Origin of the sequence: Pseudomonas lini, assembly GCF_964063345.1 — a bacterium.
Lineage (GTDB): Bacteria > Pseudomonadota > Gammaproteobacteria > Pseudomonadales > Pseudomonadaceae > Aquipseudomonas > Aquipseudomonas lini_B.
Genome location: NZ_OZ061318.1, coordinates 2,363,316 through 2,382,792, shown reverse-complemented (window position 1 = coordinate 2,382,792; position 19,477 = coordinate 2,363,316). Strand labels below are relative to the sequence as shown.

The 19,477-nt window shown below is 59.1% G+C and carries 19 protein-coding genes; 10 read left to right on the top strand and 9 right to left on the bottom strand.

Going from position 1 to position 19,477, the window contains the following annotated elements; all coding sequences use genetic code 11:
- Positions 1-20: 20 nt before the first annotated feature.
- A complete protein-coding gene (locus AB3226_RS10710; protein ID WP_038981420.1) occupies positions 21-1,355 on the top strand; it encodes a DEAD/DEAH box helicase in 1,335 nt (444 codons plus the stop codon).
- Positions 1,356-1,471: 116 nt separating this feature from the next.
- On the opposite strand, the gene AB3226_RS10705 is transcribed toward AB3226_RS10710, so the two are convergent.
- Together AB3226_RS10705 and AB3226_RS10700 are read right to left on the bottom strand one after the other, a co-directional pair.
- Positions 1,472-2,713 (bottom strand): TIGR03862 family flavoprotein, encoded by a 1,242-nt coding sequence (locus tag AB3226_RS10705; protein ID WP_367373053.1) that lies wholly within the window; start codon positions 2,711-2,713, stop codon positions 1,472-1,474.
- Between the two features lie 295 nt (positions 2,714-3,008).
- Positions 3,009-3,929 carry a histone deacetylase gene (locus tag AB3226_RS10700; protein WP_305447001.1) on the bottom strand — a complete coding sequence of 307 codons (921 nt, stop codon included), beginning with the start codon at positions 3,927-3,929 and terminating at the stop codon, positions 3,009-3,011.
- 92 nt (positions 3,930-4,021) lie between these two features.
- Between AB3226_RS10700 and AB3226_RS10695 the strand changes: the two genes are divergently transcribed.
- From AB3226_RS10695 to AB3226_RS10685, 3 genes are all read left to right on the top strand, one after another.
- Positions 4,022-4,591: a GNAT family N-acetyltransferase gene (locus AB3226_RS10695; protein WP_367373052.1), complete on the top strand. Its 570-nt coding sequence runs from the start codon at positions 4,022-4,024 to the stop codon at positions 4,589-4,591.
- Between the two features lie 106 nt (positions 4,592-4,697).
- Positions 4,698-5,567, top strand: coding sequence for an acyl-CoA thioesterase II (gene tesB, locus AB3226_RS10690; RefSeq protein WP_367373051.1), 870 nt, complete (start codon positions 4,698-4,700; stop codon positions 5,565-5,567).
- The gene (locus AB3226_RS10685) at positions 5,564-6,157 is read left to right on the top strand and encodes an HAD family hydrolase (protein ID WP_367373050.1); all 594 of its coding nucleotides are present in this window, start codon (positions 5,564-5,566) and stop codon (positions 6,155-6,157) included. The genes tesB and AB3226_RS10685 overlap by 4 nt, the downstream gene beginning before the upstream one ends.
- A gap of 115 nt (positions 6,158-6,272) precedes the next feature.
- On the opposite strand, the gene AB3226_RS10680 is transcribed toward AB3226_RS10685, so the two are convergent.
- The 3 genes from AB3226_RS10680 to AB3226_RS10670 all read right to left on the bottom strand — a co-directional run bounded on the left by AB3226_RS10680 (position 6,273) and on the right by AB3226_RS10670 (position 9,112).
- Positions 6,273-7,232 (bottom strand): alpha/beta fold hydrolase, encoded by a 960-nt coding sequence (locus AB3226_RS10680; RefSeq protein WP_367373049.1) that lies wholly within the window; start codon positions 7,230-7,232, stop codon positions 6,273-6,275.
- Positions 7,232-8,125, bottom strand: a complete 894-nt coding sequence (locus AB3226_RS10675) for a neutral zinc metallopeptidase (RefSeq protein ID WP_367373048.1) — start codon at positions 8,123-8,125, stop codon at positions 7,232-7,234. Before AB3226_RS10675 ends, AB3226_RS10680 begins: the two co-directional genes overlap by 1 nt.
- A 126-nt stretch (positions 8,126-8,251) precedes the next feature.
- Positions 8,252-9,112 (bottom strand): neutral zinc metallopeptidase, encoded by an 861-nt coding sequence (locus AB3226_RS10670; protein ID WP_367373047.1) that lies wholly within the window; start codon positions 9,110-9,112, stop codon positions 8,252-8,254.
- A gap of 207 nt (positions 9,113-9,319) precedes the next feature.
- On the opposite strand from AB3226_RS10670, the gene AB3226_RS10665 reads away from it, so the two are divergent.
- On the top strand, positions 9,320-10,096 hold the full coding sequence (locus AB3226_RS10665) for an IclR family transcriptional regulator (protein WP_367373046.1): 777 nt from the start codon (positions 9,320-9,322) through the stop codon (positions 10,094-10,096).
- A 357-nt stretch (positions 10,097-10,453) separates the two neighbouring features.
- Positions 10,454-11,368 carry a DMT family transporter gene (locus tag AB3226_RS10660; RefSeq protein ID WP_367373045.1) on the top strand — a complete coding sequence of 305 codons (915 nt, stop codon included), beginning with the start codon at positions 10,454-10,456 and terminating at the stop codon, positions 11,366-11,368.
- A gap of 10 nt (positions 11,369-11,378) precedes the next feature.
- Here AB3226_RS10660 and AB3226_RS10655 read toward each other — a convergent pair whose 3' ends face one another.
- Positions 11,379-12,680, bottom strand: a complete 1,302-nt coding sequence (locus AB3226_RS10655; protein ID WP_367375782.1) for an MFS transporter — start codon at positions 12,678-12,680, stop codon at positions 11,379-11,381.
- Positions 12,681-13,207: 527 nt separating this feature from the next.
- Here AB3226_RS10655 and quiC point away from each other — a divergent pair.
- Positions 13,208-15,109 carry a 3-dehydroshikimate dehydratase QuiC gene (quiC, locus tag AB3226_RS10650; RefSeq protein ID WP_367373044.1) on the top strand — a complete coding sequence of 634 codons (1,902 nt, stop codon included), beginning with the start codon at positions 13,208-13,210 and terminating at the stop codon, positions 15,107-15,109.
- Positions 15,110-15,212: 103 nt separating this feature from the next.
- On the top strand, positions 15,213-15,890 hold the full coding sequence (locus AB3226_RS10645) for a TetR family transcriptional regulator (RefSeq protein ID WP_367373043.1): 678 nt from the start codon (positions 15,213-15,215) through the stop codon (positions 15,888-15,890).
- A 34-nt stretch (positions 15,891-15,924) separates the two neighbouring features.
- Here the strand turns inward: AB3226_RS10645 and AB3226_RS10640 are convergent, their stop codons facing one another.
- From AB3226_RS10640 to AB3226_RS10630, 3 genes are all read right to left on the bottom strand, one after another.
- Positions 15,925-16,779 carry a shikimate dehydrogenase gene (locus AB3226_RS10640; protein ID WP_367373042.1) on the bottom strand — a complete coding sequence of 285 codons (855 nt, stop codon included), beginning with the start codon at positions 16,777-16,779 and terminating at the stop codon, positions 15,925-15,927.
- Positions 16,776-17,225, bottom strand: a complete 450-nt coding sequence (gene aroQ / locus AB3226_RS10635) for a type II 3-dehydroquinate dehydratase (protein WP_367373041.1) — start codon at positions 17,223-17,225, stop codon at positions 16,776-16,778. Before aroQ ends, AB3226_RS10640 begins: the two co-directional genes overlap by 4 nt.
- A gap of 179 nt (positions 17,226-17,404) precedes the next feature.
- Positions 17,405-18,316 (bottom strand): LysR family transcriptional regulator, encoded by a 912-nt coding sequence (locus AB3226_RS10630; protein WP_123721368.1) that lies wholly within the window; start codon positions 18,314-18,316, stop codon positions 17,405-17,407.
- Positions 18,317-18,574: 258 nt separating this feature from the next.
- On the opposite strand from AB3226_RS10630, the gene AB3226_RS10625 reads away from it, so the two are divergent.
- Entirely contained in the window at positions 18,575-19,003 is a 429-nt protein-coding gene (locus AB3226_RS10625; RefSeq protein WP_367373040.1) for a DUF4160 domain-containing protein, read from the top strand.
- On the top strand, positions 19,000-19,446 hold the full coding sequence (locus tag AB3226_RS10620) for a DUF2442 domain-containing protein (RefSeq protein WP_367373039.1): 447 nt from the start codon (positions 19,000-19,002) through the stop codon (positions 19,444-19,446). The genes AB3226_RS10625 and AB3226_RS10620 overlap by 4 nt, the downstream gene beginning before the upstream one ends.
- Positions 19,447-19,477 lie beyond the last annotated feature (31 nt).

Genomic DNA, 19,477 nt, shown 5'->3' with positions numbered 1-19,477 from the left:
AATTTTCCTACGGTACTCCCATGACTTTCGCCACCCTTGGCCTGATCGAACCCTTGCTGCGCGCTCTCGAGACGCTCGGCTACCAGACCCCTACGCCGGTGCAGACACAAGCGATTCCGGCGGTGCTGGCTGGTCGTGACCTGATGGCCGCAGCCCAGACCGGCACCGGCAAGACCGCCGGTTTCGCCTTGCCGCTGCTGCAGTTGCTGGCCATGGAAGGGCCGAAAGTCAGCGCCAACTCCGTGCGCGCACTGATCCTGGTGCCGACCCGCGAACTGGCTGAACAGGTTCACGAAAGTGTGCGTCAGTACGCCGAGAACCTGCCGTTGAGCACGTACGCGGTGTACGGCGGCGTCAGCATCAACCCGCAAATGATGAAGCTGCGCAAAGGCGTCGACCTGTTGGTGGCGACTCCGGGCCGCTTGCTCGACCTGTTCCGTCAGAACGCGCTCAAGTTCAACCAGTTGCAAACGCTGGTGCTGGACGAAGCCGATCGCATGCTCGATCTGGGTTTTTCCGAAGAGCTGGGGAATATCTATAAAGCGCTGCCGAAGAAACGTCAGACGCTGTTGTTCTCCGCGACCTTCTCCGACGCCATCCGCACCCTGGCCGGGCAAATGCTCAACGACCCGCTGAGCATTGAGGTCAGCCCGCGCAACGTCGCTGCCAACACCGTCAAGCAATGGGTGGTGACGGTGGACAAGAAGCGCAAGTCGGAGCTGTTCGTTCACTTGATGCGCAAAGGCAAGTGGAAGCAGGTGCTGGTGTTTGCCAAGACCCGTAACGGCGTAGACGCGCTGGTGGAAAAACTCCAAGGCCTGGGCATCAATGCCGACGGCATCCACGGCGACAAACCTCAGGCGACCCGTCAGCGGGCACTGGATCGTTTCAAGGCCAGTGAAGTGCAGATCCTTGTAGCCACCGACGTGGCAGCGCGTGGTCTGGATATCGAAGATTTGCCATTGGTGGTCAACTTCGACCTGCCGATCGTGGCGGAGGACTACATCCACCGTATCGGTCGTACTGGTCGTGCGGGCGCAACCGGGCAGGCTATTTCGCTGGTGTGCGCCGATGAGGTGAATCAGCTGTCAGCCATTGAGATGTTGACCCGTCAGACGTTGACTCGCCAGATGGAGCAGGATTTCGAGCCTGAACACCGCGTGCCGGATACTGATGCCAGCGGTCAGGTTGTCAAGAAGCCGAAAAAACCGAAGAAGCCCAAGACCTCCAGTGGCGGCAAGCGCAACCTGGGTAAATGGGTCGAGAGCGGTGATGCGTCGGCGCCGGAGCCTTCGATCAAGCCTGTGCGTAAAGTGCCGGTGTTTAATACCGGGCCGCGTAAGCGTAAGCCTTGATCTGCTGCGGCGCCTGTTAGGCCGCCATCGCGGGCAAGCCCGCTCCCACAGTGATGTGTATCGTTCACAATTCCCCTGTGGGAGCGAGCCTGCTCGCGATGGACGCGCCTCGGTCTTCAATCCTTGCGCTGCAACCACTCCACCATCCCCAACCCAGCCGCTCGCCCACTGGCGAAACACGCGGTCAGCAGATAGCCGCCGGTCGGCGCTTCCCAATCGAGCATTTCACCCGCGCAGAACACGCCGGGCAGTTGCTTGAGCATCAAACGTTCATCCATCGACTCGAACATCACGCCCCCCGCGCTGCTGATGGCCTCGTCCAATGGCCGGGTTTTCACCAGCGTCAGCGGCAATGCCTTGATCGCCTTGGCCAGCAATGCCGGATCGGTAAAACATTCGGACGGTGTCAGTTCCCGCAGCAACGCCGCCTTCACGCCATCAAGCCCAAGCTGACTGTGCAGGTGCTTGGCCATGGAGCGAGAGCCGCGCGGTTTACTCAGCGCAGACTGGATTTTATCCACAGGCTTGCCCGGCAACAGGTCGAGGTGAAGGGTTGCCGAGCCGTGTTGATTGATCGCTTCGCGGATCGGTGCCGACAGGGCGTAGATCAAACTGCCTTCAATTCCCGTGGCAGTGATCACACATTCTCCGAGTCGCGGCACATCGTCATTGAGGCCAATGGCGATGTTTTTCAGCGGGGCGCCTGCGAATTTGCTGACCATCAGTTCGCTCCAGGCCTTCACCTCGAAGCCACAATTGCTCGGTTGCAGCGGCGCCAGTCCTACACCGCGTTGTTCCAGCGGCAGCATCCAGGCACCGTCCGAACCGAGGCGCGACCAACTGCCGCCGCCGAGGGCCAACAGGGTGGCGTCGGGTTGAATGGTCTTTTCACCTTCGGGACTGTCGATGCGCAAGTCACCGTTGCCATCCCAACCGAGCCAGCGATGGCGGGTGTGGATAACTACGCCGGCATCGCGCAGGCGTTTGAGCCAGGCGCGCAACAGGGGCGCGGCTTTCATGTCGGTAGGAAACACCCGGCCGGAGCTGCCGACAAAGGTTTCGATACCGAGGTCATGAATCCATTGGCATAAGGCGTCGGCACCGAAGGACCGTAACAGCGGTGCAATCTGTGGTGCTCGTTCGGCATAGCGTGAGAGAAACGCCGGGTAGGCCTCGGAATGGGTGATGTTCATGCCGCCGACCCCGGCGAGGAGGAATTTTCGCCCCACTGAAGGCATGCCGTCGTACAGGTCGACTTTGATCCCGGCCTGGCTCAGCACTTCAGCCGCCATCAAACCGGCAGGGCCGCCGCCGATGATGGCGACGTGAGGGGGGAGGGAAGTGGAGGGCTGGGTCATGGCGAGAGCTGCGGTATGGCGGAGTAGCCGCGCATTCTAGCAGTACACAATAACTGTGGGAGCGGCGGTGCGGCGATCCGACTTGCCCGCGATAGCGGACTGTCAGGCAACAATGATGTTGAATGTACCGGCCTCATCGCGGGCAAGCCGTCTCCCACAGGGATCATTGGTGTGTTCAAGAACTGGTTAAAAAACAACCACCGCTCTGTAGCCTATACCCCGCATGGCCTGTAGGCCCTTTCACTCAGGTTATCCACAGGCGGTTCCACAGGCATTGTGGGTAAAGACCCATAGATCAATGACAACCTGATGACTGCCAGACCCGTTGGGCGCTGTGATGGAGGATGCCATGACGGCGCGCCAAAGCCTTGCGGTCCTTGCTGTAGCCGCCGCCGATCACGCCGACCACTGGAATATCCCGGCCCAGGCAATGGCGCATCACGCTTTCATCGCGAGCGGCGACGCCTTCGTCTGTCAGCTTCAGATAACCCAGGGCGTCATCCTTATGCACATCGACACCGGCGTCGTACAGCACCAGATCCGGTTGGTAGAGCGGCAGCAAATAGTTGAGCGCATCGTCCACTACCTTCAGGTAATCGGCATCGCCCATGCCCATCGGCAACGGAATATCCCAATCACTTTCGGCTTTGCGTGCAGGAAAATTCTTTTCGCAGTGCAGGGAAACGGTCACTGCCTCCGGGGTGTTGTGCAGAATCCGTGCAGTCCCGTCACCCTGATGCACATCGCAGTCGAAGATCAGCACCCGATTCACTCGGCCACTTTCCAGCAGGTAATGGCTGATCACCGCCAGGTCATTGAAGATGCAGAATCCGGCGGGATGATCGTAATGCGCGTGATGAGTGCCACCGGCCAAGTGACAGGCCAAACCATGCTCCAGTGCCTGTTCGGCCGCCAGCAGCGAACCGCCGACCGCTCGCACCGTGCGCCGGGCCAGCGCTTCGCTCCAGGGTAGGCCAAGGCGTCGCTGATCTTCGCGGGACAACTCGCCGCCCATGTAGCGTTCGATATACGCAGGGTCATGGGCGAGGGCGAGAATCTCTGGCGGGCAGAGGTCCGGGCGTAGCAAGTCGGTGTCGCGGGCAAGGCCACTGTCCACCAGGTGATCGCGCAGCAGGCGAAACTTGTCCATGGGGAAGCGGTGATCCGCCGGGAACTCGGGACTGTAGTCTTCGTGGTAGATCAATGGCAGGGGCATGGCTGATTTATACAGAAAGGCCTGTAGGAATGAGTGAAGGATCCTACCAGCGATGTAGACTTGGCGGCATGAAAACGGAGGGGCGGGGCACAATGGAGCCAATACTGGAACTCGAAAGCGCACGGCTGTTGTTACGGCAGTGGCGTGATGAGGATTTGCCGGCGTTTGCGGCGATGTGCGCCGATCCACAAGTAATGCGTTATTTTCCGGCACCCTTGAGTCGACTGGAAAGTGCCGCGTTGATCGGGCGGATTCGCGGGCATTTTGCCGAACATGGTTTCGGCCTCTGGGCACTGGAGCGCAAGGACACCGGGGCGTTCATCGGGTTTACCGGGCTCGGCGTGGTCGGCTTTGATGCGCCATTCACGCCGGCCATCGAAATCGGCTGGCGCCTGGCGCGCGAGCACTGGGGGTTGGGTTATGCCGGTGAAGCAGCGTGGACCGCTCTGCGCTGCGGGTTTGATCGGTTGGCGCTGCAAGAGGTCGTCGCATTCACCACCAAGACCAATCTACCATCCGAGAAAGTCATGCAGGCCATTGGCATGCACCATGCCCCCACCGATGACTTCGACCACCCACGACTCGACGCCGACCACCCGTTGCGTCGGCACGTGTTGTACCGCATCACCCGTGAGCAATGGCTGCAAACCTTGCATGGATAAGCAGGCGCGGACGTTTACAATGGCCCTCATGTTGAACCGGGCCATAAACTGAATCGACCGCCGCAGCCAAGACTGCGCGGCATTGCGTTGTGTGAGGAGAGTCTGAATGAGCCAAGTGTTGGAAGATCTGGTAGACCTGCTGACCCTGGAACCGATTGAAGAAAACCTGTTCCGTGGCCGCAGCCAGGACCTGGGTTTTCGTCAGCTGTTCGGCGGCCAGGTACTCGGCCAGTCCCTGTCGGCGGCCAGTCAGACCGTCGAGCCGGCGCGCCATGTGCATTCGATGCACGGTTATTTCCTGCGCCCGGGCGATGCCAAATTGCCGGTGGTGTATCAGGTCGATCGGGTGCGCGATGGCGGCAGCTTCAGCACGCGCCGGGTGACGGCGATCCAGAAGGGCAATCCGATTTTCACTTGCAGTGCCTCGTTCCAGTACGACGAAGAAGGCTTCCAGCACCAGAGCGAAATGCCCCAAGTGGTCGGCCCGGAAAACCTGCCGTCTGAGCTGGAACTCACCCAGCAGCGCGCGCATCTGATCCCTGAGCACATGCGCGAAAAACTGCTGTGCCCGAAACCGATCGAATTCCGGCCGGTGACTGAAAAAGATCCCTACAACCCGCAGCCTGCCGACCCAGTCAAATATGTCTGGTTCCGTGCCGATGGTGCCTTGGCCGATACCCCGGCGCTGCACAAATACCTGCTGGCCTACGCGTCGGACTTCGGTCTGCTGACCACCTCGATGCTGCCCCACGGCAAATCGGTCTGGCAGAAAGACATGCAGGTCGCCAGCCTTGATCACGCGTTGTGGTTCCACGCCGACCTGCGCGCCGATGACTGGTTGCTGTATGCGATGGACAGCCCATGGGCTGGCAATTCGCGCGGATTCTCCCGTGGCAGCGTGTTCAACCGTGCTGGGCAACTGGTGGCCTCGGTCACTCAGGAAGGCCTGATTCGCCATCGCAAGGATTGGGCATGAGCCTGGCCGAGGTACGGCACTGGGTGTTCGACATGGACGGCACCCTGACGGTGGCCGTGCATGACTTCGCGGCGATTCGCGTGGCTTTGGCGATTCCCGCCGAAGACGACATCCTCACCCACCTCGCTGCGCTGCCGGCCGATGAAGCCGCGGCCAAACACGCGTGGCTGCTGGAGCACGAGCGGGATCTGGCGTTGGGTTCGAAGCCGGCGCCGGGCGCGGTGGAACTGGTGCGTGAGTTGGCCGGGCGCGGTTATCGTCTGGGCATTCTCACGCGCAATGCTCGCGAGCTGGCGCATGTCACGCTGGAGGCCATCGGCCTGGCCGACTGCTTTGCGGTAGAGGATGTGCTGGGCCGCGATGAAGCACCGCCCAAGCCGCATCCTGGAGGGTTGCTGAAACTGGCCGAAGCCTGGAAAGTGCCGGCGAGCGAAATGGTGATGGTCGGTGATTACCGCTTCGATCTGGATTGCGGTCGGGCGGCGGGGACGCGGACGGTATTGGTGAATTTGCCGGATAATCCGTGGCCGGAATTGACTGATTGGCATGCAGCCGACTGCGTGGCGTTGCGGCAAATGCTTTTAGCTTGAGGGATTGGTCGTCTGATTAACTGCTATCGCGGGCAAGCCCGCTCCCACAAGGATGGTGCATAACCCTGTGGGAGCGGGCTTGCCCGCGATAGCGTCAGATCAGGCACCACAAAACTCACTGACCAAACAACACCTTCTGTCCCTCAGGCGACGTAAACATCCCATCACCATCATGCCCGACCCCGGGTACTTCGATCAGCTGCTGACTCAACCCTTGAGAATGGCGTCGCTTCAGATAATTGAAATAGTTGCGCCCACGAATCAATCGAGAAGCACCCTGGGCTTTGGCTTCACAACCTTTATCCAGCGCCGGATGATTCGGGTCGGTGTCCTGCTGCCCGAGCAAATAAACGACATCACGGTTGACGTAGTTTTCTTCAAGTTGCGCAGGTGTTTGCCCATTGGCATAAGCGGGCAGATCCGCCAGTCCGTACTTCCAGCGATTGAAATTCGGACACTTCGCGTGACTGAACGCCACCGGCCGTTGCTCATTGAAGTAGGCGTACGACGAAGGGTTGGCGATCACATAGCGCACTTTCACGCCCTCCGTGTCGAGGGCTGGCTGAGGGTGACCCAGCAAGGCATAACGCTGAACCACTTGAGCGCCGCCGGAGTGACCGGCGATGATGATTTGCTTCACGTCCGGAAACTGTCGCCGATCGCCCAGTCGCGCGATGATTTCGTCGAGCGCCGCATAGGAACTCAGCGTAAACGGCGCGGTGGATAAGCCGCCGGCCATCCAGTCATTGCCTTGCCAGCGTAAAACGCTGTCAGACACCGGTTGGCTCGCAATGTCGGTTTCGTTGAGAAACTGCGGGGCGAGTACCAACGTGTTCGCGCTTTGCCCGGCCTGCTCGGCTGCGTGTTCGGCGCTTTGGCGGTAGGTTTCCGCATTGCGTAATCGACCATGGACGATGATCAGTACGCGTTCGATTTTCGCTGGCGTTGGGCCAATGCTCACCGCGATTTCCCCGGCGCTCAGCAGCAAGCGTCCGGAACTGATCGCCTTGACGCCCTGCTCGGCAGCCTGGGTGCTTGCGCAGGTGATTAACAGAGTCAGCAGCCACTTACGCATCACAGATTCTTCGCGGCAAAGGTGTCGCACTGGCCAACCTGGCCTTGTGCGAACCCGGCCTTGAACCAGCGTACTCGCTGGGCCGAAGTGCCGTGGGTAAAGGAATCCGGTACCACGCGGCCCTGACCTTGCTGTTGCAAGCGGTCATCGCCAATGGCGTTGGCGGCGTTCAAGGCTTCTTCGATGTCACCGGGTTCCAGCCAGTTCAGACGTTTTTGCGCATTGTTGGCCCAGACACCGGCCAGGCAATCGGCCTGTAGTTCCTGGCGCACCAGCAAACCATTGTCGCCTTCCATCTGCCGGCCCTGTTGGCGAGCGGTCTGAATCTTCGCTGAAACACCGAGCAAGGTCTGCACGTGGTGCCCGATTTCGTGAGCGATGACGTAGGCCTGGGCGAAGTCGCCCGCGGCGGAAAAACGTTGGGACATCTCTTGGAAAAAACTCATGTCGAGGTAGACCTTCTGGTCAGCGGGGCAATAGAAGGGACCGGTTGCCGAAGTCGCCAGGCCGCAGGCCGAGTTGACGCGGTTGCTGAACAGCACCAGGGTCGGGTCTTTATATTGCCGATCGGCCTGCTGGAAAATCTGGCGCCAAGTGTCTTCGGTATCGCCAAGGATCGAGCGCACGAATTCGGCCCCTTCATCATTGGCCGGTGGCGCCTTGCGGGTTTGGGTGGGGGCCGGAGCTGACTGTTCGCTCATCTGCCCGGTCAGTTGGCCGAGGATCTGCATTGGGTCCTGGCCGGTGATCCAGCCGATTCCGACGATCAACAGGATCGCCGTCAGGCTCAGGCCCTTGCCTCCACCGAAGCGCATCCCACCGCCGCCCCCACCGACATCATCGCCACGAGCATCAACCACGTTGTCGCTGCGTCGGCCTTTTTTCCAAAGCATGGGGGAATCCTCGTTGAACATGGTGATGAGTGTTGCTGGTGAGTGAGCGCGGCGCCAGTCCGGTCGTCAGACAGCCCTGAGCGACGAGGGTTCGGTCACCTTGGCTGTTTCGTCGGCGCGAGGCAATTACAGGTCCACTGCAGCAAAGGTATCGCAGGCGTCGATGCGACCGGCGACGAAACCGGATTTGAACCAGTTCGCACGCTGCATGGAAGTGCCGTGGCTGAATGTTTCTGGCTGTATCGCAGCGTTACGGGATCGTTGCAGGTAATCGTCACCGAACACGGCTGCGGCATGCAGGGCCGTGTCGACATCGCCCGGTTCCAGCCAGTCATGGCGTTTCTGTGCATGGTGTGCCCAGACTCCGGCCAGACAGTCGGCTTGCAGCTCGACTCTAACCTCCAGGCCTCCATCTCCAATGACGGGCTGATTGTCGGTCAAGGCTTTCTCGAAAGGATCGGAGAGTCCCATTTCCAGTTGCACGTGATGTCCGATTTCGTGAGCGATGATGTAGGACTGTGCGAAATCGCCGATCAACGAAAACTGCTGGGCCATGACGCGAAAGAATTCCAGGTCCAGATACACCTGGCGATTGGCCGGGCAATAGAACGGGCCGCTGGCTGAGTTTGCGAAGCCACACGCCGAGGTCACTCGGTCACTGAACAGGGTCAGTGTGGGTTCCGGGTAATGGCGGCCGGTTTGTGCAAAAAGTTGTTTCCAGGTGTCTTCGGTATCGCCCAGTACGGACTGAATGAACATCAGCTGAGGGTCTTCAGCAACCCTGGCAGCGGATTGATGAGGCGGTGTATCTGACAGGGTGGGAACGTCATCCGGCGTCGTACTCTCCGTTGAATAAAGTCCTGCGCCTGTCAGGAGGGTAGCGACGGCCACCGTGGCGCCAATTCTTTTCGCTGTGGTTTTGCGGGCATCCTTGCCCTCCCGAGTGTCATTTACGTTGTCGCTGCGTCTTGCTCTGTTCCATAACATGTTTGCGGTCTCTCATAGATTGATTGGGCGTGTATCGCCGCGTCTATGAATAACCGCGCAGGCAAAGAGGCGTGGATGAAATGTGTAAGGGGTCGTGAAACCGCATGCTTTTGGCGTGTAAAGGGGGCGGTTATCGGACATGGGTTCCAGATTTCGCATTCAGCGAGTTGTCTTCTAGAATCGGGCAAATTTCATGTGGAACTTCCCATGGCCGGCAGTCAGATCGAACGTGTTTTCAGCGTATTGGAAAGCCTCACCAGTGACCCTCGTGGCTTGCCGATGCAGACGCTGGCAGAGCAACTGGATATTCCCAAAAGCGCGACCCATCGCTTGCTCGCCGAGCTGATTCGGCTGGGCTACGTGCGGCAGAATCCAGAGAACCTGCGCTACCACTTGTCGACCAAGTTGGTGGCCCTGGGTTTCCGCTACCTGTCGAGTAGCGGCGCGGATATCGTTCAACCGGTGCTTGATCGCCTGGCCCAGGAAACCGGCGAGCTGGTGCGCCTTGGAGTGATCGAAGGAGAGCGGCAGATCTGGATCGCCAAGTCCCAGGGCGCCCGATCCGGCTTGCGTTACGACCCGGACATGGGCCGCGATGCACCGTTGTTTTACACAGCGTCGGGGCATGCGTGGCTGGCGTGCATGAGCGATGCCGAGGCGTTGTCGCTGGTGGAACGCCAGGGCATTGACCGGCCCAAGGACCTCGGGCCGAATGCACCGCGCTCCAACATCGAATTGCTCGAACGCCTGCGTCTGGCCAGGGAGCAGGGCTATGCCTGGGTCGAGGAAAGTTCGGCGGTAGGCACGTCGGCAATTGCAGCGGTGGTGCGGCATCCGGGTGATGGCCGGGTGATCGGCGTACTCAGCATTGCCGGGCCGAGTGCGCGGATGCCGGGTGCGCGGTTGCATGAACTGGCGCCGCTGTTGCTGAAGTTTGCAGAGGAGTTGTCGGCGGCGAGTCTGGCGTCGGAGTTGTTCGTTTAATTCACCGGCACAGAAAAATAGCGTGGGAACCAAGCGAATCTGTGCGCTGATCGAACACTATTTACCGTAACTCCTGTGAGAATCTGGAACCAGGTTCTAAATTGTTGGAGTTAAGCCCCAACAATAATCCTGTAGGGGCGAGGCTTGCCCTAATGCAAGTCAGTTAAGACGCAGAACCTGTGGGCGCGTGGCTTGCCCGCGAAGAACGATGACGCGTAGTACCTGAAAAACCGCGGTGCATTTTTCGCGGGCAAGCCACGCTCCCACAGGATTTTCATCGCTCAAATTTCTTAACTTACCGGCGGCATTAAGGCTTGCCCGCGAAGCTTTTGATCTCAAGAACCCAAGGGATACCCCATGACCCTCAGCACTCCGCTTTCCGGTGTCAATCAGCCCTTCAAGGGGATTTTGCTGATCGTCGTTGCCACCTTCCTGTTTTCCAGTCACGACGCTTTGTCGAAATACCTCTCGGGGTTCTATCCGGTGATCATGGTGGTTTGGGCCCGCTATGTGGTTCACACGTTACTGATGGCGGGGATTTTTCTGCCGCAGTCCGGGTTGCGTGTCCTACGGACCAAACGGCCATTGCTGCAACTGTTGCGGGCATTGTGCCTGTTGGGGACCAGTTTGCTGTTCACCACGGGGTTGCTGTTTATCCCGTTGGCCGAAGCCACGGCGGTCAACTTTCTCGCACCGGTATTGGTGACGGCGCTGTCGGTGCCACTGCTCGGTGAACAGGTGACGCGCGGCCAATGGCTGGCGGTGATGTGTGGATTTATCGGGGTGTTGATCATCGTCCATCCCGGCGGTGAACTGTTCACGCCTGCGGTGTTGCTGCCATTCTGCTCGGCGCTGTTTTTCTGTTTCTATCAATTGCTCACCCGCAAACTCAGCGAAATCGACAGCCCGACCACCAGTAATTTTTTCGCCGGGCTCTGCAATACGTTGGTGATGAGCGCGCTGGTTCCGTTCTTCTGGCAAGTTCCAAGCCTCGGTCATGGGGTTTTGATGGTGGCGCTGGGGGCGTGCGGGATGACGGCGCATCTGTTTCTGACCCAGGCCTTCCGTCACGCCGCGCCCGCGTTGTTGGCGCCGTTCGGCTATTGCCAGATTGTCTTTGCCGGTTTGCTGGGCTGGTTGCTGTTTTCACACACACCGACCCTGACCACGGTGCTCGGGATCGCGGTGATTTGTTGCAGCGGGTTGGCAGCGGCGTGGCAACAACGGCGTCGACAAGAGGAGGGAGGCAGGCCTGGAATCAGGCCTGCCTGAGGAAGGGATTTTACTCGGTGACGGTAGGAATCTTGCGCGGCGCCATGAAGTACATCCAGATCAGCGCGATGAAGTACATCGCGGGGATCATGGTGAACAGCACGGTGTAGTTGTTGTTGGTGACCGTCAGAATGTGGCCGACCAACTGGGTCATGAACATCCCGCCGATTGCCGCGCACATCCCGCCGAAACCGAACACCGTACTCATCATGTGCTTGGGCGTGTAGTCCATCACCAGGCTCCAGATGTTCGCGGTCCAGGCTTGGTGAGCACCGATGGCCAAGGAGATGGCAAACACTGCGAGCCACAGGCTGCTCGAGCCGGCGGCCATGACCACGCCGATGATGCAGCAGGCGAACAGGAACATGGACATCAGTCGTGCCTTGATCGGATTGACTCCGCGGCCGATCAGGAACGAGGACAGGATCCCGCCACCGACACTGCCGAAGTCAGCCGTGAGGTAGATGATGATCAGCGGGATACCCATCTGGGTCACGTTGATCCCCAGGTTGTATTGCTGATTGAGGAACGGCGGCAGCCAGTACAGGTAAAACCAGAACACCGGCGCGGTGATCGAGTAGGCGAGGGCGAAGGCCCAGGTGCCACGCATGCGCAGGATTCGTGAGAACGGTACGCGGGACTGTTCCGGCTCGACTTCCTTCTGGATGTAGTCCAGTTCCGATTGTTTAACGCTTGGGTGATCTTCCGGGTTGAAGTACTTCAGACCCCAGAACAACAACCAGATGCCGCCCAGTGCCGCCATGCACAGGAACGCGGCTTGCCAGCCCCAGGCGTGGAGGATCAGCGGCAACAGCATCGGCGTGAACATCGCGCCGACGTTGGTCCCTGCGTTGAAGATGCCGGTGGCCACGGCGCGCTCGCCAGCGGGGAACCACAACCGGGTGGTTTTCACACAGGCTGGGTAATTCGCCGCTTCGGTCAAACCGAGAATGAACCGGCAGACCATGAAGCCCACTGCCGAAGTGGCCAGGCCATGAGCGCCGGTGGCCAGGCTCCAGAGCAGCACCGCGCAGAAGAACACGCGTTTAACGCCGACCCGGTCGATCAACCGGCCCTGCAGCACAAAGCCGATGGCGTAGCCGACCTGAAACCAGAAGTTGATGTTGGCGTAGTCCATCGCCGTCCAGCTCATTTCCTTGGCCAGGATCGGCTGCATGACGCCCAGGGCGGCGCGGTCGATGTAGTTCAGGGTGGTAGCGAAAAACACCAGCGCCAGCATCCCCCAACGGGTTTTGCCGACCGCCATGGCGCCGCGGATTTTGTCGCCGATACCACCGGTGGCGACGCCCATGGCCGGAGCCACGCGAGAGCTTTGAGAAGGAAACATGTAGGTGCCATCCGTTCAATGACTGACAAGCGAGGCTTGTCGGGACTTCAAGGGCGCGTGATCAATCGCCGGCGCCAGGCGCGGGTGTGATTGATCGGCTGAGGTGTTTTCGCCGGACTGACGACAACGCGTTATTCAGCGAGCGGCACGGTTCGGCCGAGAGGGCACAAGGTTCGGATGGACGCCAGGCACGGCGGGAGGGCGGTGGAGCAAGCAAACAAGGCGTTGAATGAGTGCATGAGCGTGTACCCGTTTTTTGAAATTTTTATGTGGTGTTCAGGGTCTTTGGTAACCGAGTCCATGGGGTCGTGACCAGACTCAATGTGGTGTCGATGTTGCGCAGTGGACGAAAAATCGTCAATTCGCCAACCGCCATTGTGTTCGATAATCGCCCGCAAAACTAACCGGGTAGTACACTTTGAATTGCTGTGTGGATTCGTCAAGCCAATAATTTGCCCAACAAGAATGTCCCCACCACCGGGAGTCGACACATGCAGCGTTCCATTGCCACCGTTTCCTTGAGCGGCACCCTGCCGGAAAAACTCGAAGCCATCGCCGCCGCCGGTTTTGACGGGGTGGAGATTTTCGAAAACGATCTTCTCTACTACGACGGCAGCCCGCGGGAAATCAGACAGATGTGCGCCGATCTCGGGATCGCGATTACGCTGTTTCAACCCTTTCGGGATTTCGAAGGTTGCCGCCGCGATCGTCTGCCACGCAATCTGGAGCGGGCCGAGCGCAAGTTCGATTTGATGCAGGAACTGGGCACCGACCTGGTGCTGGTGTGCAGTAACGCCTCGGCCGACTCGATCGGTGATGAGCAGATTCTGATTGATGATTTGCACCAGCTCGCAGAGCGGGCCAGCATTCGTGGCCTGCGGATCGGCTATGAAGCGCTGGCCTGGGGCCGGCATGTGAACACGTATCAACAGGTGTGGAACATCGTTCGCCAGGCCGATCATCCAAGCCTCGGCGTATTGCTGGACAGTTTTCATACGCTGTCGCTCAAGGGCGACCCGAGCGCCATCGCCGATATTCCCGGCGACAAGATTTTCTTCGTGCAAATGGCCGATGCGCCGATCCTGGCCATGGATGTGCTGGAGTGGAGTCGACACTTCCGCTGCTTCCCGGGCCAGGGCGAATTCGATCTGCCGGGATTCCTCGCGCCGATCATCAAGAGTGGCTACACCGGGCCGTTGTCGCTGGAGATCTTCAATGACGGCTTTCGCGCCGCACCGCCACGGGCCAACGCCGCCGACGGCTTGCGTTCGTTGCTGTATCTGGAAGAGAAAACCCGCCAACGTCTGGAACAGGAAGCTACGCCCGCAGCCAATCGCGACATTCTGTTCGACACCCCCAGCGCCAGCGAATACAACGGCATCGAGTTTCTCGAATTCGCGGTGGACGAAAGTCTCGGTGCCAAGCTGTCCCATTGGCTGGAGCGGCTGGGTTTCGTCAAGGCCGGACAACACCGTTCCAAGAGTGTCAGCCTGTTGCGTCAGGGCGATATCAACCTGATCCTCAACTCTGAGCCTTATTCCTTCGCCCACAGTTTTTTCGAGGCCCACGGCCCATCGCTGTGCGCGACCGCCGTGAGGGTCAAGGACAGCGCCAGTGCGCTGGCCCGTGCCGTGGCTTATAAAGGCCAGCCGTATCGAGGACTCGTAGGCCCCAATGAGCTTGAACTGGCAGCAGTGCGTGCGCCGGACGGCAGCCTGATTTACCTGGTGGACAAGGACGCCGACGTCTACGGCACCGACTTCAATCTGCAACCGACGGCCGTGGCCAGCGGTGGTCTCAAGCGCATCGACCACATGGCGATGGCACTTCCGGCCGACAGCCTCGACAGTTGGGTGCTGTTCTATAAAAGCCTGCTGGATTTCGAAGCCGACGATGAAGTGGTTCTGCCCGACCCGTATGGTTTGGTGAAGAGCCGCGCATTGCGCAGCCGATGCAGTTCGATTCGCCTGCCGCTGAACATTTCCGAGAACCGCAACACCGCCATCTCACACGCACTGTCGAGCTATCGCGGTTCCGGCGTGCATCACATCGCTTTCGATTGCGACGACATCTTTGCCGAAGTCAGCCGCGCCAAGGAAGCGGGCGTACCGCTGCTGGATATCCCGCTCAACTACTACGATGACCTCGCCGCGCGGTTCGATTTCGACGATGAGTTCCTCAGCGAACTGGCCTATTTCAACGTGCTCTACGACCGCGATGCTCAGGGCGGCGAGCTGTTTCATGTGTACACCGAGCCGTTTGAAGGACGGTTCTTCTTTGAAATCATCCAGCGCAAAAATGGCTACGCGGGTTATGGCGCGGCCAACGTGGCAGTGCGACTGGCCGCCATGGCTAAATCGCGAACTGGTGGCGTACGTCAGGCAAAGTTGTAGGAAAATCGTAAACACGGGTACAAAACCGCTGCCTCGCGACTTCCTTCACTGTGCGCGGCAGCCCATAATCACCAGCGTGTGCAGTGATGGCCGTGAGCCCGCAATGACAATAATTTCAGAACTCTCCGTAGCGCCCGAAAAGCCAATTGCCGAGCCTCGCAAGAGTCGCAAGAACAACCCGGAAAAGACCCGCGAGAACATCCTTCAAGAGGCCATTGTCGAGTTCGTCCAGCAGGGGCTTTCCGGTGCGCGTGTCGATGCGATCGCCGAGCGCATTCACACCTCAAAACGCATGATCTATTACTACTTCGGCAGTAAGGAACAGCTCTACGTCGAGGTGCTGGAGAAACTCTACGGAGATATCCGCAGCACCGAAAACCGTTTGCACCTGGCCGAACTGGCGCCGGTGGAAGCGATTCGGCGGTTGGTGGAATTCACCTTCGATCACCATGATCGCAATGTCGATTTTGTGCGTATCGTCAGCATCGAGAACATTCACAACGCCGAGTATGTGAAGCGCTCCGATGCGATCAAGGCGATGAACAACACCATCCTCGATTCACTGGGCGAGATCTTGCGGCGCGGGGCGGCAGAGGGTGTATTCCGCAGCGACCTCGATCCATTGGATGTGCATCTGTTGATCAGCTCGTTTTGCTTTTATCGCGTGTCGAACCGTCATACCTTCGGCGAGATCTTTCAGATCGACTTGCCGGACGAAAGCATCAAGCAGCGTCATCGGGAGATGATTTGCGAGTCGGTGTTGCGGTATTTGCAGGCCTGACGTCTTCGCGGGCAAGTCGGATCGCGAAGGTTTTTCAACCATTCATGCTCTGAAAATGCGCCAGCATCCGCTGGGCATCCGGCACCACGCCGCTGAACAGTTCAAACGCCTTCACCGCCTGAAACACCGCCATGTTGCCGCCATCCAGGGTTCGGCAACCCAACGCACGAGCGTTGCGCAGCAGTTCGGTTTCCAGCGGGAAGTAAACGATCTCCGCGACCCACAACTGCGCGCGAAGCAACTCCACCGGCACTGGCATGCCCGGCAGCTTTTTCATGCCCATTGGCGTGGTATTTACCAGCCCGTCAGCCTGGCCCAACGTGCCTGGCAAATCATCCCCGGCCACGGCGCGACCGAAACCAAAATGCTGATTGAGATTGTTCGCCAGCGACTGAGCGCGACGTTGATCCAGATCGAAAATGCTCAGCAGCTGTACGCATTCGCTCAATAGCGCGTGGGCCACTGCCGCGCCTGCGCCACCGGCACCCATTTGTACGACGCGTTCAAGGGCAACGCCCTGCAAGCCACGGCGAAACCCTTGGGCAAAACCCAGGCAATCGGTATTGTGGCCGATGCGTTTACCGTCCTTCAGCACCACCGTATTCACTGCGCCAATACCGCGTGCCTCCGGCGACAATTCGTCAAGCAACGGGATGATCGTCTGCTTGCACGGGAAGGTGATGTTCAGCCCGGTGAAATTCATCCGCTCGGCGGCCATCAGCAGGTCGGGCAGGGCGCTGCTGTCGAGTTTCAATTGATCCAGATCGATCAACCGATACAGGTAACGCAAACCCTGCGCATCGCCTTCATGCTCGTGCAGCGCGGGGGTGCGGGAAGCCTGGATGCCGGCACCGATCAGCCCGGCCAATACCACGGTGTTTTGTGTCATGACGCTAAACCTTCCAAACGTTGGCTGAAATGCTCCAGCGCCAAACGATAGCCGTGGCTGCCGAAACCGCACATGACCGCGATGGCGATGGACGAAACAAAGGAGTGATGCCGGAAGGGTTCGCGGGCATGGACGTTGGACAGGTGTACTTCGATCACCGGCAGTTCGCTGGCGACCAAGGCATCGCGAATGGCGACCGAGGTGTGAGTCCACGCGGCCGGGTTGATGACGATCCCGGCGCAACGGCCACGGGCGGCGTGAATCCAGTCGAGCAGTTCGCCTTCATGGTTGGTCTGGCGAAATTCTACTGTCAGGTCGAATTCTTCGGCAGCGCGACCGCACAGCGCTGAAATGTCCGCCAGGGTTTCATGGCCGTAAGTCGCCGGTTCACGGGTGCCCAGCAGGTTCAGGTTCGGGCCGTTGAGCACCAGAACGATAGGGGACATCGAGGACTCTCCACATATTATTTTTGGCATTGGCCGAGGGTTTCAGCCTGTGGAGAGAAATTGTACTAACTGGTTAATAAGGTCAATTGAAGAGGGTGCCAGGCGTGGATTATTTGTGCGGTGATCGGACAGATACAAAAAGATTGCAGCCTTCGGCAGCGCCTACAGGTGCGATATTTTCAGCGCGGCAGATGCTCAACCAGAAAATCGATAAACGCTCTTAACCGCAACGGCACATGGCGGCTTTGCGGGTACAGCAGAGTGAAAGGGCGGGAGCGTCCGCCATAAGGCTTGAGCACCTCCACCAGCGAACCGTCCGCCAGTTCGTTTTCGACGATGAAGCGATAGGTTTGAAAGATTCCCGCGCCGCTTTTCGCCAGCGTCACGCCACCCAATACGTCATCGGAACAGCAGTAATTGCCCTCTGCGAGAATTTCCAGCGGCACACCGTTGTCGTTGAACAGCCAGGCAATCCGCCGGCCGCTGCTGGGCAGTTCGTACTGAATGCATTCGTGCTGCGCCAAGTCATCCAGGGTCTGCGGGGTGCCGGCGCGCTTCAGGTAATCAGGGCTGGCAATCATCACCAGCGCGGCATCCTCCAACGGCCGGGCAATCAGCCCGGAGTCGGGAATGGCCCGCACGCGGATTGCCATGTCATAGCCTTCGCCGACGAAATCGATGTTGCGATTGCTGATATGTGCCTCGACCTTCACGGCGGGAAAGCGCGCCCGAAACGCCGGTAGCAAAGGCAGGATTCGATGATGGGCATAGGTCGTGGGAATGCTGATACGCAAAGTGCCGGAAGGTTCTTGCTGCTGCCCCATCACCTCGCGCTGGGCCTCGACCAGTTGTGCGAGAGCCTCGCGACATTCTTCGAAATAACGCCGGCCACTGTCAGTCAGCTTGACGCTGCGGGTGGTACGCGCAAATAGCCGCACACCCAAACGTTCTTCCATGCGCGACACCGAGCGGCTGACGGCGGCAGGGGTTACGCCCGCTACAAGTGCTGCTGCGGTAAAGCTGCCGGCCTCTGCGGCCAGGCAAAACAGTTCGATGCTGCCCAATTGAAGATCGTCGAAATGTCGCTGCATGATTGATTACACCGGGAATCAAATGAAGTGTCTGAGTCTATATTTATCAAACAAGAGCGCATAAATACAGTGCCGGGTTCAGCACCGCCAGGTTGGCAATGAAAGGATTGCTTACTCTTTTTTGTCTGGATTGGCGGAGCCCGATCGACCTGGAACGCTAGGCTCAAACGTGGACAGTTCCAAGCGATCAGTGCCAGTTATCGGATTCTTCAAGGAATGGCGAATCTTTGAACTCTATAACCTAACGGATGGGTTAGCATGGATGTATGCCGCTACAAAGGGTTTTCACTGGTGGTCATGTTGCGTAATGAGCATTGCCCGCCACACGGTCACGTCGACGCAGGCACATGGAGCGCGCGCTTCAGGTTCAGCTTCTGGCACAACGGGGTCGAGCTCTGGGATGTCCTCCCTCATTCACATCGACCTCCTTTGGCTGTGCTGGAGGGACTGCGTCAGGCGCTCAGGCAACCTGCCCATTTACGGCGAGCTCGTGGCATCTGGTGGAACAAATTGCAGACGGCCTGCCTCGACAATCAGTTATGGGATTGGCAGGGCAATGAAGTGGTCGTGATGAAGAGGATTGCCAGCACGACTTACATGATTGGTTCGGCTCGCTATGAGCCTGAGAGCAACAAGACCCTGCTGAGCCTGATGGGAGCACCAGAAGGCGTGGAGATCGAATTATGAAAACGATAAGCGCAAAAATGCAGGTCGATCACCCCGTGACCGAGGGCGCTCTGGACGAAGCGATCGAGAGTGGTGAAGCGCGTCGTCGTGCCGGATTGAATGCAACGACGGTGATCTTTCTTGACCCATGTCTCGCCGTCGGCTTCGAGGATGGCAGCGGTGTGTTGTTGCCAGTAAAAAACTATCCAGAGTTCGATGGTTTTGAGACCGAGGATTTCGCCGGGCTGAAAGTCGGTTTCGCCGGAGCCGCACTTTGTCATGAAGACAAGGAATTGCAGGTGTCCATCGCCGGTTTGATTTCGGCGAGTAAACCTCTTATGAATATGGCAGCCTCGGTGATCGCCTCGCGCAATGGTCGTCAGAGCAGCGCCGCCAAGGCCGAGGCTGCGCGGGCCAACGGCAAGAAGGGCGGTCGCCCGCGCAAGGTCGATGTGGCGCTTTGATCGCCCACAAAAAAGCCGTCCAGTGGACGGC

What these genes read in the sequence shown, in the direction of transcription:
- AB3226_RS10710 (WP_038981420.1), top strand. Translation starts at nt 21, where the DNA reads ATGACTTTCGCCACCCTTGGCCTGATCGAACCCTTGCTGCGCGCTCTC.
- AB3226_RS10705 (WP_367373053.1), bottom strand. Translation starts at nt 2,713, where the DNA reads ATGACCCAGCCCTCCACTTCCCTCCCCCCTCACGTCGCCATCATCGGC.
- AB3226_RS10700 (WP_305447001.1), bottom strand. Translation starts at nt 3,929, where the DNA reads ATGCCCCTGCCATTGATCTACCACGAAGACTACAGTCCCGAGTTCCCG.
- AB3226_RS10695 (WP_367373052.1), top strand. Translation starts at nt 4,022, where the DNA reads ATGGAGCCAATACTGGAACTCGAAAGCGCACGGCTGTTGTTACGGCAG.
- tesB (WP_367373051.1), top strand. Translation starts at nt 4,698, where the DNA reads ATGAGCCAAGTGTTGGAAGATCTGGTAGACCTGCTGACCCTGGAACCG.
- AB3226_RS10685 (WP_367373050.1), top strand. Translation starts at nt 5,564, where the DNA reads ATGAGCCTGGCCGAGGTACGGCACTGGGTGTTCGACATGGACGGCACC.
- AB3226_RS10680 (WP_367373049.1), bottom strand. Translation starts at nt 7,232, where the DNA reads ATGCGTAAGTGGCTGCTGACTCTGTTAATCACCTGCGCAAGCACCCAG.
- AB3226_RS10675 (WP_367373048.1), bottom strand. Translation starts at nt 8,125, where the DNA reads ATGCTTTGGAAAAAAGGCCGACGCAGCGACAACGTGGTTGATGCTCGT.
- AB3226_RS10670 (WP_367373047.1), bottom strand. Translation starts at nt 9,112, where the DNA reads ATGTTATGGAACAGAGCAAGACGCAGCGACAACGTAAATGACACTCGG.
- AB3226_RS10665 (WP_367373046.1), top strand. Translation starts at nt 9,320, where the DNA reads ATGGCCGGCAGTCAGATCGAACGTGTTTTCAGCGTATTGGAAAGCCTC.
- AB3226_RS10660 (WP_367373045.1), top strand. Translation starts at nt 10,454, where the DNA reads ATGACCCTCAGCACTCCGCTTTCCGGTGTCAATCAGCCCTTCAAGGGG.
- AB3226_RS10655 (WP_367375782.1), bottom strand. Translation starts at nt 12,680, where the DNA reads ATGGGCGTCGCCACCGGTGGTATCGGCGACAAAATCCGCGGCGCCATG.
- quiC (WP_367373044.1), top strand. Translation starts at nt 13,208, where the DNA reads ATGCAGCGTTCCATTGCCACCGTTTCCTTGAGCGGCACCCTGCCGGAA.
- AB3226_RS10645 (WP_367373043.1), top strand. Translation starts at nt 15,213, where the DNA reads ATGACAATAATTTCAGAACTCTCCGTAGCGCCCGAAAAGCCAATTGCC.
- AB3226_RS10640 (WP_367373042.1), bottom strand. Translation starts at nt 16,779, where the DNA reads ATGACACAAAACACCGTGGTATTGGCCGGGCTGATCGGTGCCGGCATC.
- aroQ (WP_367373041.1), bottom strand. Translation starts at nt 17,225, where the DNA reads ATGTCCCCTATCGTTCTGGTGCTCAACGGCCCGAACCTGAACCTGCTG.
- AB3226_RS10630 (WP_123721368.1), bottom strand. Translation starts at nt 18,316, where the DNA reads ATGCAGCGACATTTCGACGATCTTCAATTGGGCAGCATCGAACTGTTT.
- AB3226_RS10625 (WP_367373040.1), top strand. Translation starts at nt 18,575, where the DNA reads ATGGATGTATGCCGCTACAAAGGGTTTTCACTGGTGGTCATGTTGCGT.
- AB3226_RS10620 (WP_367373039.1), top strand. Translation starts at nt 19,000, where the DNA reads ATGAAAACGATAAGCGCAAAAATGCAGGTCGATCACCCCGTGACCGAG.